The following is a 12,238-nucleotide window of genomic DNA, read 5'->3' as shown; positions in this document are numbered from 1 at the left end:
TAGCGCTTCATGGCGGCCTGCCCTCGCCCGAAGCTGCTGTTCAATGGTTCCAGAGATCGAATCCCATCCGCTGGAGCCGCTCACGCTCGGCCTCACTTCGGATGAGCGCGTCGAGGCCAGTGGAGACCGCTGGAATCGCAGCATCATGCATGCCCGCCACCTTGAGGATCGCGCCGCTGAAGAAGCGCTCAGCGAACCAGGCCTCATAGGAAAGCCTTTCACCGTCGGTTCGGCGCATGGCGGCATGGCGTGCCAAGAGGGCCCTGCTCGACGGGTAGTGGACCCAGAGGATGGGCGCGTAGCCGCGCAGCTCCCCTTCGGTGCCGCGGACCTCGGCCATCGGTGCAAGGGCGATGATACGTGCCTCCATGGTGGACCGCGCCCGGTCGAAGAGCCAGTCCTCCTTCAGCATCCAGCGGGCGATGGCCTCCTCCGCTACGCCCAACGCAGTGATGCGGGACTCCATCGCCTGCGGGGTCATCGGTGCACGGAAGGCATCGTCGAATCCATCATCCGCCGGGGCATAGACGGTCAACCGGCCGCCCTGGGCTGCCTGCCGCACCAGGTCGAACAGCCCGCTGCATCCCGGAAGGTCACCCACCGGCCGTCTCAGCGCTGCATTCGCCGGGTCGGCGATATCGAGGACGCGCCATACACGCCGCTCCCAGGCCACATCCGCCTCCCGCAACGGATGGTAGGGCTCAAACCGTCCATCGGCCCCGCAGTCGGGGGGCTCCAGAACCGGCTGGGCCTGCCCCGCCAAGGCCGCGAGCATCAAGGCCAGGGGGATGGCTGACCCCGAATGGCTGGTCGTTCGCATCATCCACCATCGAACGCCGTCGCCCTCCGCCAGCATATGCCGGAACGGAAAAAGAAAGCCCCTGCAGCGATGCAGGGGCCCTCTCATGGATCCGTTGCGCTCAGAAGTTCCAGAGGTCGTGCTCGAACTCGAACAGCGCCTGCTTGATCTCCTCGCCTTCGAGCAGGGCATCGAGCCCCGTCTTGTAGTCGTTCAGCTGGCGGTCGTAGACGTTGCTCCACTTGGTGATGTAACTGCTGAACTGGCGCTTCCAGAAGATGTCCTCGTAGCTGCGGCGCTCAGCATCGTTCTCGCGATTGAAGGCGTCCCAGTTGGCGAAGACGTACCGGCATTCCGGGTAATAGAGCCAGAAGATCGGCGCATAGCCCCGGACCTCGCCGTCCTCGCCGCGCACCTCCTTCATGGGCGCGATGCCGATGATGCGGATGTCCATGGTGCTCCGCTGCTTGTCGAAGATCCAGTCCTCCTTGATCTTGTACATCTTGATATCCCGGCTCTCCAGGTTGATGGGCTGCACCACCATTTCCATATCGCCGGTGGTGAGCGACTCGGTGTACTGCGTGTCCATCCGGGTGAAGAGATCCTTCAGCTCGGGTGCCAGCAGCGGCTTCTTGAACTCGTCATCCGTGAGGAGCGGACCGGGGTCATAGGCGGTGATGGAGCCGTCCACGAGCAGGCCCTGCCGGATGACATCGAAGAGGCTCTTGCGGTCGTTGATGGGCTCGGTGGGGTAGTACAGCGGATGGTTCACCTTCTCGCGCAGGTCGATGGTGCGCCATACGCGGCGGGCCCACATCACATCCGCTTCGCGGATATGGGTGTAGGGCACCACGCGCTTGGTCTTGGTGTGCTCCTTGATGTAGGCGCCATCCAGCACCGTCTGGGCGGCCGCGGGCAGCGCGGCGCAGAGTGCGACGGCAGCCATGGCCATCGACAGCAGCAGGTTCCTCATGGTCCTCATCGTGGATCAGCGTTGGTTACACCACCTTGAACGAGAGCGAGCCCAGGTTCCTTACGGTGCCGTCCGGCCCCCTGGCCTTGATGCCCTCGATGTAGATCTTCTGGCCTGGCTTGGCCTTCTGGAACATCTCCTTCATGTCGCCCGATACGGCGGCGCCCTTGGCGAGCTTCTCGATGGGCGTTCCGCCCACGATCATCGTCACCTTGAACTCCACCACCTCGAACTTCAGGTCGAAGTCGAAGTCCACCATCTTGGCGATGACACCGGCCGCGGCCGTGAGCTCCGCCTTCTTGATGTTCTCGTCGTTCACGCTCTTGCCGGCGAAGTAGGGCGTGGGGTTCGGAACGTTCTTCACGCGGAACTTCATGCCCGGCATCGGCTTCTTGGAACCATCGGGGTTGGTCACGGTGGCGCTGATCACGGCCTCGCTCTCCTTCCCCGGCTTCACGATCCAACCGTCGCCGCCGCGGGCAAGGGAGCCGTTGGTCATGCTGGGCGCGATGTTCTTGTCGCTGTAGCCGGATACGCTGATGGAGACCGGGTTGTCCACCCCGCGGTAGAACACGTTCATCTTCGTCGGGCTCACCACCAGGTTCGGCGCGGCCACCTCGTATTCGGTGCTGAAGACCTCGGTCTGGAGCTCCCCGCCCACCGGCTTGTACTTGATGATCCCGCTGACGGTGTTAAGGCCAGCGCTTCCCGCAGTCCGCTCCAAGATGGCCTTTGCGCCGTTCATGGGCAGCTTGATGGCCTCCCCGATGATCTCCTTCTTCGCCGTGTCCACCCGGGCCCCAGGGCCGCAGATGTACACCTCCGGGGCGTTCTGGTCGTCATAGGCGCCCAGGAAGATCTCGGCCGTGTACTTCGCCCCAACCGTCACGTAGCTGCTCTGAGGCTTCACGATGGCGGTGAGCTTGTTGAACTTGAAGCTCTGGCCCTCCACTGCGTCCATCATCCGCTTCACCACCTCGCCTTCGGCGTTGCGCACGTCGCTCTGGATCTTGCTGAGGATCGTGATGCCTGCAGCGAGGGGAACGTGGTAGAAGTTGATGCTCTCCCAATTGTTCATGGTGCCCGAGGCGTCCTTGCGGTCCTCGAAGTTGAAGATGCGGTCCATGGCGGCTGCCAGGTCGGCGTCCTCCTTGCGGCTGCTCTTCACCTGGTCGCGGAAGGCCTCGAGCTTGGCCCTGAGCTCCTTCGCGCTGAAGGGCCCGTCCTTCGGGTTAGCCGGCTCCCCGCCGATGAGCAGGTTGGTCAGCTCGTCATGGCTGTCCTTCTTGGTCACCTTGGCCAGATCCACGATGCGGCCGTCGCCGAGCACCACGCTGTCACGCGGCCAGCCCTCGGCCGTGATGATGGCCTTGGCCTTGATGGAATCGATGTAGGCGACCAGGTCCGCGCCAGCGGTCTTGATCCTCTTGGCCTCCTCCCAGGCAGCCCCGTACTTGGCCGGATTCTCCTTGGCGAAGGCCTCGAAGCTGGTGTACTGGGCCGTCATCTTGTCGTTGAGCGAGAGCTTGGTGTTCTCCAGTCCGTTGTTCACGGTGATGAAGCTGTCCAGGATCTCCTTCGACACGTTCATCGCCAGCAGAGCGGTCAACACGAGGTACATCATGTTGATCATCTTCTGCCTGGGCGTCTGCTTGCCACTTGCCATCTCTTGACCGGGTTTGGGTTATGGTTCCTGGTGGGTCAAGGACGGTCAGCGCACGGTCATCGCGGCAAGCATGTTGCCGTACACGGTGTTGAGCTTCTGCAGGTTGTCGCTCAGCTCCGCGATGTTCTCCTTGTAGCGCTTGGTATCATCAACCGAGTTGCGGAGGTTGGTGAGCATCTCGCCCATACCCTCGAACATCTGGTTGGCGGCCTCCAGCTTCTCCCGGCTGGTGCGCAACTGGAATTCGTACATCTCGTTGAGCGCGGAGAGGTTCTCGCTCATCTTCTGCAGGCTGGCGCCGGCGGTGCGGCCTGCGTCCACGTTGGTGGTCAGCCCCACCAGGCTCTCGCTGGCCTTGGCATAGGTGTCGCTCAGGCTGCTCACCTTGGTGGCCGCGTCCTTCAGGCTGTTTGCGTACTCGTTGGTGGCGGAGGCGGCACCGGTCACCTGGCCCATCTGCCGGGCCTGGTCGCTCAGCGAACGCATGCCCTCGCCCAGGCTGGCGATGAGCTCGGGCTCGATCTTGGCGCTCTCCAGCATGTCGTCCAGCTGCTCGGTGATCGAGCGCTGGTCCTCTTTCCTGAACTCATCGCCTTCGGCCTTCTCGCCCGTCGCCAGCTCGGGGTAGACCAGGCTCCAGTCCGGATCCTCATGGGGAGGCTCGAACGCGGAGAAGAAGAAGATGATCGCCTCGGTACTGAGGCCGAGGATGAGGAATAGACTGGCCAGCGGCCAGTGCTGAATCTTGAAGAGCGCGCCCACAATCACGACCGCTGCACCGATACCGTACAGTTTGGCCATGAAGTTCTTCCACTTCTTGCTGCCGGGTTTCATCGTTCGTCCTTGCGTTTAGGGTTCGTCTGAAGGTTGGGGGAATGGTCTATGAATGCGGCCGCGCTGGTTCGGTAACGGTCGCTGATTCCAGGTCTAGAGGTCCTCGGCGTTCACGGCTTTACCGCGGCCCAGGAAGGTCATCACCGAGCGGAACCCGATGTAGGCCTTGGTGGTATCCTGGTACTCGTAGCTGCGGGTACCGGTCTGCATGTAGTAGCCGATGTCCTTCCATGAGCCGCCGCGAATCACCTTGCGCTTCAGCGAAGGGGCATCGGTGGCCAGGGCATCGTAGCTGTACTCCGGGTTCAGGTCGTGGTCGAAGTCGTACACGCTCTCGTCGAAGGCCGTGCTCGTCCACTCGCTCACGTTGCCGGCCATCTGGTACAGGCCGTAGTCGTTCGGGGTGTAGCTGTCAACGGGCACGGTGTGGAAGCCGCCATCGTCCACATAGTTGCCATGCAGGGGCTTGAAGTTGCCCAGGAAACAGCCCTGGCGGTTACGGACGTAGGGGCCGCCCCAAGGGAACGGAGCCAGGTCGAGGCCGCCGCGCGATGCGTATTCCCACTCGGCCTCGGTGGGCAACCGGAAGCGGTTGACGAATGCCTCGCCATTGCTCTCCAGCCAGCTGTTCATGAGCTGCGTGCGCCAGACGTTGAACGCCGTGGCCTGCACCCAGGTGACACCCACCACCGGATAATCATCGTAGGCCGGGTGCCAGAAGTAGTTCTCCGTCATCGGCTCATTGAAGGAGTAGGTGAAGTCATGCACCCACACGAGCGTGTCGGGGTAGACGTTGATCACCTCCTTGATGATGAACTTGCTGCGGTCGCTATGGCCGCGGATGGCGTTGTTCTGGCCCTTGCTGTTGGTGTAACTGAGGTCGAGGTCGCGGGCCCAGTTGCTCGGGGTGCCTTTCCGGGCCGCCTCCTTGAGGTCGATCCAGTAGTACTCGAACATGAGCTTCCGCGTATCGATCTCCTTCCGGCGGTAGAAACGCTCGCTCTCGCTGAGGAACATGTCCGCCAAGGCCTCCCGCTCCTCGTCGCCGTACCAGTCGATCCGGGTCCGCCAGTTCAGCACCGGGGGATCCAGCTCCTCGCCGTATTCGTCTTCCGCGATCACGTGGTCGCCGATATCCTCATCGCCGAGGATGCGCTTGGCGATCGAGTCGCGCACATAATACACGAACTGGCGGTACTCGTTGTTGGTGATCTCCGTCTGGTCGATGTAGAATGCCTGCACCGAAACGGTCTTGCTCTTGGTGACCAGGGCATAGGGGACATCCTGGTCGCTGGGGCCCATGACATAGCTGCCCATGGGGATGTAGTTCATCCCATAGGGGTCTACCTGGTACCACTCCGGCCTTCCCAGAACGCCGGTGAGCTGCCCTTGCCCGCCACCGCCACAGCTCGCCAGCAAGCCGATGGCGCCGAGATACATGATGGGACGTTGCATGTTCTTCCTGTTTTGCCGATCGGTTCTTCCTTGCAGGGACCCTTGTCCTAAAGTGCTACGGGTAAGCGAACACCTAGGACGAGGCACTTTACGGCAGTTGGGGTTCTGAGGTTACGGGTATCAGAGGAAGCGGACGCTGCTATGCCTGTGCACATCAGGCGGTTTCACCAGGAGCACACAGAAGTTCGCCATGATCTCGTGGCTGCCGCTGCTGTAGTTCCTGAGCTGGGAGGTCGTCACATCGTAGCTGTACCCGATGCGGAGCATGGACTTCGCGGTGGGCTTGAACTGGTAACCGATCAGGGGGGCGATGGCGTCCTCCGTACGGTACGAAACGCCCAGCCAGACCATGTTATTATAGAGGAAGGTGCCCGTGATGTCGAACTGCGTGGAGGTGCCGTCGCTCTTCATGAGCACGCTGGGCTGAAGGATGTACTTCTGGTCGCCCTTGATCTTCCAGTTGTAGCCGGCCTGCACGAAGTAGTGGCGGCGCTGCTGGATGCTCACGTTGCGGAGCTCCACTTCGGTGAGGTGGGTGCTGGAGATGCCGGCCCACAGGGTGGGGCTCACGTAATACAGGCCTGCGGCGAGGTCCCAGCCCATATCGGAGTTCCCGTTGGCGGGGATGAACTCATCATTGGCCACCCCGTCGGTGGCCTGCCATTTATTGCCGAGGGTATGGCTCATCATGCCGGCTGAGAGACCGATGCCGAAAGTCCCGGGACCCAGCTTGCGATGGAAGGAATAGTGGAAGCGGGCATAGGTGCTCTTCTGCTGGCCGAGCTCATCGAGGAACACCGATAGGCCGAGGCCGGAGCTGATCTTCTTCACGTTGCCGTGAACGTTGAGCAGGGCGGTCTTCGGGGCGCCATCGAAACCGGTCCATTGCTGGCGAAGCAGCAGGGTGCCGCAGAGTTCGCCCGTGGTGCCGGCAACGGCCGGGTTGATGGACAGCCGGTCGAACATGTACTGCGTGAACTGCGGGTCCTGCTGAGCGAACGACACGCCCGCCAATGCCACGCAAAAAGCTGCGGTAACTATCCCCCTCATGCTGTTGTTCCGTTCGGTGGTGGTGCCTGACGAAAGCCGGGAACAAGGCAGGGCCTGCCCCCGGAACCGGCGCCAATATAGCAAATCCCCTTACCCACCAAATCCGGCCGCATCCGGCTTGGCCCCTGGGGGTCAGGCCAGTTTCTGGAAGGTGCGCCACCAGCGGTCCGGCACCTCCTCGCGGCAGGCGGCCTGGTAGTCGCTGTAGGAGCAGGGCACCAAGTGGTGGCGCTCGAAGCGGGCCTCCTGCTCGGCCTTGTAGGGCACATCCATCCACCAGCGGTCGCTTACGGAACTCTTGTAGAACACCAGTTCCTGCTCGTGGCCGCGGATGGGGATGCGGAACCGCGTGAAGCGCTTGCGGTCCAGCCACGGCAGGTCATTGGTTCGGCTGCGGAAGCCATCGAGGAAGCACCAGACCATCTGCGCGGCGAGCTGCGCCGTCACCTGCTCCTCGTCCCGTTCCGGATCCAGCTCGTAGATGCCCAGCGACGTGATCTTCTCGCTCACGCCGGCATAGCGCATGAGCTGGCAGACCTCCTCGCCGTGGAACCCGTTGGGGCCGGGGCGCGTGGTGCCGGGTGCATCGCTACGTCGGATCGCGGACATATCCACGCTCAGGGTGTCGGCATTCCGGAGCACGGGCTCCGCATCGGCGATGTTGCTGCGCAGCTCTCCCAGCCGGTGCGCATCGAAGAGCAGGCGCTCCATGAGCTCGATGCCGGGCTGGTCCACGAGGTAGGTCTGGTAGCCGAGGTTGCTGTAGTTGAACAGGTAGTTCGGCTGGCGGAGCACGATGTGGCTGAGGTAGCTGGTATCGGCCAGGGCCTGGCCGGGCTCCCCAAGGTCGAACCGGGCATCCACGCACACCAGGTTCGCCGTGCGCTCGAGCTTCTCGTAGGCCAGGTACTGCGAAAAGGTATGTCCCTGCCCGCCGCCGAGCAGGATGGGCACGATGTTCATGCGCATGAGCTCGGCGAGGGTCTCGGCCACGGCATGCTGGGTGTCCGCCGACGTGGCGCCGGGCCGGATATCGCCGAGGTCGACCACGGGCACGGGCGCGGCCGTGTGATGCAGCGCATAGAGCTCCGCCCGGATGGCGTCGGGTGCGGAAACGCAGGCGCGCGGACGGGCATGGCCGGGATCATCCAGCACTCCGAACAGCGCGACCTGGAAGCCCTCCAGCGCGGGGAAGCCCCTGCCCTGCGTGTGAAAGGTGGTCGTATCCCCCAGCGTGTGGGCATTCCACTCGGGCCGATGGCGTCCGAAAGCCTCTGAAGGCTGGAAATAGATGCTGATATCCATGCGAAGCGCGCCGCACGGCCAGGCGCCTGCCGACGAAGGTGCAGCGGCACGTGCCCGGTCTGCCCGACTCCTGCAGGCGAACTGCCCACAGGCCACTGTTGGCAGCGTGCTGCTCAGGCTTTCCGCTTCGCCGCCTTCTTCGCTGCCGCCTTCTTCGGGGCCGCCTTCTTCGCCGGGGCCTTCGTGGCGCGCCCCCCCTTCTTGCCGCCCTTCTTCTCCGGCGCCGCCGCTAGCAGGGCCGTGGCCTCCTCCAGGGTCAGCTCCTCGGGCTGCTTGTCCTTGGGCACGTTGGCGTTCTTGCCGCCATCGGTGATGTACGGGCCGTAACGACCGGCCAGCACCTGGATGGCCGAGCCCTCGAACTCCTTCAGGATGTTCTGGCGCGCGCCGGCCAGCTTGGCCTCGATGAGCTCAATGCCACGCTCAAGCGTCACAGTTGATGGCTCCTCCCCTTTCGGGATGTTGGCGTAGGTCTTCCCGAACTTCACGAAGGGCCCGAAACGGCCGCGGCCCTGCACGATCATCTCGCCCTTGTACTCGCCCAAGTCACGGGTGGCGCTAGCGGCCTTCTTCAGGTCGATGAGCTCGATGGCCCGCTGCAGCGTGATCTCCAAGGGGTCATCGTCGGGCGTAAGGCTGGCATAGGTGCTGCCCAGGCGCACGTAGGGCCCGAAGCGGCCGATGCCCACGGAGCAGACCTCGCCGTCGCGCTCGCCCAGGGTGCGCGGCAGCTTGAAGAGGTTCATGGCCTCCTCGAAGGTGATGGTCTGGATGCTCTGGTCCTTGCGCAGGCTGGCGAAGCGCGGCTTGTCCTCGTCGTCGGCGCTGCCGATCTGGATCATGGGACCGAAGCGGCCGATGCGGGCCACCACGTCCTTGCCGCTCACGGGGTCCTTGCCCAGCACTCGAGCGCCGGTGGCGCGGTCGGCCGTGTCCTTCACAGTGCCCAGCGTGGCGTGGAAGGGCTTGTAGAAGCGGGCGATCATCTCGCGCCAGTTCTCCTTGCCCTCGGCGATCACGTCGAACTCCTCCTCCACCTTCGCCGTGAAGTTGAGGTCCACGATGCTGGGGAAGTGCTCCACGAGGAAGTCGTTCACCACCATGCCGATGTCCGTGGGGAAGAGCTTCTGCTTCTCGGCGCCGGCGTTCTCGGTGGCGGTGCGCTCGGCGATCTCGCCCTCGGCCAGTGTGAGGATGCGGTAGGCGCGCGGGGTACCCTCGCGGCTCTCCTTCACCACGTAGCCGCGCTTCTGCACGGTGCTGATGGTGGGCGCGTAGGTGCTCGGGCGGCCGATGCCGAGCTCCTCGAGCTTCTTCACCAGGCTGGCTTCGGTGTAGCGTGGCGCGGGCCGCTCATAGCGCTGCGTGGCGGTCATCTCGCGGAGTTGCAGCGCTTCGCCTTGGCGCATCTCAGGCAGGAGACCTTCTTGCTCCTCGTCGCCTTCATCGTCACGGCCTTCCATGTACACCTTGAGGAAGCCATCGAAGAGGATCACCTCGCCCTGCGCGCGCAGCTGCTCGCCGGGACGCGTGCTGATGGCAATGTCCACCACGGTCTTCTCCAATTCCGCATCGGCCATCTGGCTGGCGAGGGTGCGCTTCCAGATCAGGTCGTAGAGGCGCTCGGCGTCGGTGTCGCTGCCGGCATTGCGCACGGCCATGTCGGTGGGACGGATGGCCTCGTGCGCCTCCTGCGCGCCCTTGCTCTTGGTGGCGAAGCGGCGCGGCTTGCTGTAGCGCTCGCCGTACTGCGCGCCGATCTGCGCGGCGGCCGCTGCGACGGCCTGCTCGCTCAGGTTCACCGAGTCGGTACGCATGTAGGTGATGTGCCCTTGCTCGTAGAGGCCCTGCGCGATGCGCATGGTGCGGTCCACGCCATAGCCGAGCTTGCGGCTGGCCTCCTGCTGCAGGGTGCTGGTGGTGAAGGGCGCGGCGGGCGTGCGCTTGCCGGGCTTCTTCTCGATGGCGCTCACCGTGTAGCCGGCGCCGATGCAGCCCTGCAGGAAGCCCAGCGCCTCGGCCTCGGTGGCGAAGCGCTGCGGCAATTCTGCCTTGACCAGCTGCCCTTTCTCATTCAGCAGCACCGCCGTGACCTTGAACGCGCTCTTGCTATCGAAACCCAGGATCTCGCGCTCGCGCTCCACGATGAGGCGCACCGCCACGCTCTGCACACGGCCCGCGCTGAGGCTGGGCTTCACCTTGCGCCAGAGCACGGGGCTGAGCTCGTAGCCCACCAAGCGGTCGAGCACGCGGCGGGCCTGCTGGGCATCCACCAAGTGGATATCGATGGTGCGCGGCCGCTCCATGGCCTTGGTCACGGCCTGCTTGGTGATCTCGTTGAAGGTGATGCGCTTCACCTTGTCGTCGGGGAGCTTCAGCGCCTCCTTCAGGTGCCAGCTGATGGCCTCCCCTTCGCGGTCTTCATCAGTCGCGAGCCATACGGTGGCGGCGCTGTCGCTGGCCTTCTTCAGCTCGGCCAGGCGGCCTTTCTTGTCATCGGGGATGATGTAGGTGGGCTCGAATCCGTTCTCGATGTCCACGCTCAGGTCGCGCTCGGGCAGGTCGCGCACATGGCCGTAGCTGCTGAGCACCTTGAATCCTTCGCCCAGGTACTTCTCGATGGTCTTCGCCTTGGCGGGCGACTCCACGATCACCAGATCACCGCTTGCGCTCTTCTTGGCCATGCTTCCCCGAAGATTTCAGGGCGGCAAATAAAAGGTCAGGTCCGGCGGATTCGGATCGCCCATTTCCGAGGCCGGGCGCTCTTCCCCTAAAGGGGAAGGAAAATTTCAACAGGGTTGGGGGTCGAGGCTGGAGGTTGAAGATGGTTGGGAGTTGGTGGAAGTTGAGGGTTGAATCAACCTGCAACCCTCCACACTCGGCTGCGGCCCATGCGCTAGCCAGAACCTTCAACCGATCCAAAGGAAACCGAACCGAACCCCACTCTCGTGAGTTGACGGTGCAACCTTTGTACTGCGTGCCGCACGCATCCGACCAACGGGCATGAACTCGCGAAGCATCACCCCCACCCTGTTCGCCTCGCTGCTCCTCATGGCCTGCGGAAGCAGCAACGGCCAAGCACCGAAAGCACCTGCCATGAGCCTGAACGACATGAGCCAATACGACCATAGCGGCAATCCGTACTACTCGCACATCGACACCGCCAAGCTGAACGTGCCGCTGAGCGAGTGGAAGAAGCTGCTCCCGGCGGAGCTTTATTACATCGCCTTCGAAAAGGGCACCGAGCGCGCCTTCACCGGCAAGTACTGGGACTTCGAGGGCATCGGCACCTATGCCTGTGCGGTGTGCGGCAACGTGCTCTTCCAGGCCGACAGCAAGTTCGCCAGCAGCTGCGGCTGGCCCAGCTTCTTCCAACCCGCGCGCAAGGACGCCATCCTCTACCACGAGGACCGCAGCTGGGGCATGGTGCGCACCGAGACCACCTGCGGCCGCTGCGGCGCGCACCTCGGCCATGTATTCGATGATGGTCCGGAGCCGACGGGCCTTCGCTATTGCATCAACAGTGTGAGCCTGGAGTTCATCGGGAAGAAGTGAGCCTGGTCAGGTCGGCACGTTGAACCCCTGAACCGCTTCGCGGTCTTCGCGTTGGTGCGAATCAATACCACAGGGATACATCCCAGTTCATCTAGCTTCACGCTCACTATGCGCAGTACCATCCTAGCCACAGCCCTTCTCATCAGCGCGCCGCTGCTTGCCCAGAAGCCGCAGTCCGTCGTTCCACCCGCTTCCGCGAAGGCGCATCTCGCGCAGACCTACCCCAAGGCCACCGTGAAGGAGTGGAAGCAGGGCACCAAGCTCTTCCGCGCCGAGTTCACGCTGAAGGGCGAGAAGCACACCGCCGTGTACACCACCGAAGGCGCCTGGGTGCGCACGGAGCACGACATACGGAAGGAGGAGCTGCCCAAGGCCGTGCATGTGGCGCTGATCGCCGGCAAATACAGCGGCTGGAAGATCGATGACGCCGAGGAGCACACCACGACGGAGCATGCGAGTCTCTTCAAGGTGAAGCTGGAATCGGAGAAGGAGAAGGCCGAGCTCTTCTTCCTGCCGGATGGGAAACTGCTGAAGGAGGAGGTGAAGGAGAAGAAGGAGAAGAAGGGGAGCTGAGCGACGCCTGCCACCCTGTCAGTCCTGC

Annotated in this window: 10 protein-coding genes; 2 read left to right on the top strand and 8 right to left on the bottom strand. The window is 63.5% G+C overall.

Annotated features, from left to right (window positions below):
- Positions 1-40: 40 nt before the first annotated feature.
- The 8 genes from gldN (QY325_15885) to topA form a co-directional block, all read right to left on the bottom strand.
- Positions 41-823 (bottom strand): gliding motility protein GldN, encoded by a 783-nt coding sequence (gene gldN, locus QY325_15885; GenBank protein WKZ66230.1) that lies wholly within the window; start codon positions 821-823, stop codon positions 41-43.
- A 97-nt stretch (positions 824-920) separates the two neighbouring features.
- Positions 921-1,772: a gliding motility protein GldN gene (gene gldN, locus QY325_15880; GenBank protein WKZ66229.1), complete on the bottom strand. Its 852-nt coding sequence runs from the start codon at positions 1,770-1,772 to the stop codon at positions 921-923.
- 25 nt (positions 1,773-1,797) lie between these two features.
- Positions 1,798-3,438 (bottom strand): gliding motility protein GldM, encoded by a 1,641-nt coding sequence (gldM, locus tag QY325_15875; protein ID WKZ66228.1) that lies wholly within the window; start codon positions 3,436-3,438, stop codon positions 1,798-1,800.
- 45 nt (positions 3,439-3,483) lie between these two features.
- Positions 3,484-4,272 (bottom strand): gliding motility protein GldL, encoded by a 789-nt coding sequence (gldL, locus tag QY325_15870; protein WKZ66227.1) that lies wholly within the window; start codon positions 4,270-4,272, stop codon positions 3,484-3,486.
- A gap of 93 nt (positions 4,273-4,365) precedes the next feature.
- Entirely contained in the window at positions 4,366-5,727 is a 1,362-nt protein-coding gene (locus QY325_15865) for an SUMF1/EgtB/PvdO family nonheme iron enzyme (protein WKZ66226.1), read from the bottom strand.
- Between the two features lie 120 nt (positions 5,728-5,847).
- A complete protein-coding gene (locus tag QY325_15860; protein WKZ66225.1) occupies positions 5,848-6,747 on the bottom strand; it encodes a type IX secretion system membrane protein PorP/SprF in 900 nt (299 codons plus the stop codon).
- Between the two features lie 162 nt (positions 6,748-6,909).
- Positions 6,910-8,082 (bottom strand): formimidoylglutamase, encoded by a 1,173-nt coding sequence (locus tag QY325_15855; protein WKZ66224.1) that lies wholly within the window; start codon positions 8,080-8,082, stop codon positions 6,910-6,912.
- Between the two features lie 113 nt (positions 8,083-8,195).
- Positions 8,196-10,766 carry a type I DNA topoisomerase gene (topA, locus tag QY325_15850; protein ID WKZ66223.1) on the bottom strand — a complete coding sequence of 857 codons (2,571 nt, stop codon included), beginning with the start codon at positions 10,764-10,766 and terminating at the stop codon, positions 8,196-8,198.
- Positions 10,767-11,178: 412 nt separating this feature from the next.
- On the opposite strand from topA, the gene msrB reads away from it, so the two are divergent.
- Both msrB and QY325_15840 read left to right on the top strand, forming a co-directional pair.
- A complete protein-coding gene (gene msrB, locus QY325_15845) occupies positions 11,179-11,637 on the top strand; it encodes a peptide-methionine (R)-S-oxide reductase MsrB (GenBank protein WKZ67999.1) in 459 nt (152 codons plus the stop codon).
- A gap of 108 nt (positions 11,638-11,745) precedes the next feature.
- Positions 11,746-12,210, top strand: a complete 465-nt coding sequence (locus QY325_15840; GenBank protein ID WKZ66222.1) for a PepSY-like domain-containing protein — start codon at positions 11,746-11,748, stop codon at positions 12,208-12,210.
- The last annotated feature ends 28 nt before the right edge of the window (positions 12,211-12,238 follow it).

This window comes from Flavobacteriales bacterium, from assembly GCA_030584065.1.
GTDB lineage: Bacteria > Bacteroidota > Bacteroidia > Flavobacteriales_F > PHOS-HE28 > PHOS-HE28.
This window is presented reverse-complemented; position numbering and strand designations above follow the sequence as displayed.

Excerpts from the sequence above, each read along its gene's own strand:
- QY325_15855 (WKZ66224.1), bottom strand. The coding sequence starts at position 8,082 with ATGGATATCAGCATCTATTTCCAGCCTTCAGAGGCTTTCGGACGCCAT.
- topA (WKZ66223.1), bottom strand. The coding sequence starts at position 10,766 with ATGGCCAAGAAGAGCGCAAGCGGTGATCTGGTGATCGTGGAGTCGCCC.
- QY325_15840 (WKZ66222.1), top strand. The coding sequence starts at position 11,746 with ATGCGCAGTACCATCCTAGCCACAGCCCTTCTCATCAGCGCGCCGCTG.
- gldL (WKZ66227.1), bottom strand. The coding sequence starts at position 4,272 with ATGAAACCCGGCAGCAAGAAGTGGAAGAACTTCATGGCCAAACTGTAC.
- gldN (WKZ66230.1), bottom strand. The coding sequence starts at position 823 with ATGATGCGAACGACCAGCCATTCGGGGTCAGCCATCCCCCTGGCCTTG.
- QY325_15865 (WKZ66226.1), bottom strand. The coding sequence starts at position 5,727 with ATGCAACGTCCCATCATGTATCTCGGCGCCATCGGCTTGCTGGCGAGC.
- msrB (WKZ67999.1), top strand. The coding sequence starts at position 11,179 with ATGAGCCTGAACGACATGAGCCAATACGACCATAGCGGCAATCCGTAC.
- gldM (WKZ66228.1), bottom strand. The coding sequence starts at position 3,438 with ATGGCAAGTGGCAAGCAGACGCCCAGGCAGAAGATGATCAACATGATG.
- gldN (WKZ66229.1), bottom strand. The coding sequence starts at position 1,772 with ATGAGGAACCTGCTGCTGTCGATGGCCATGGCTGCCGTCGCACTCTGC.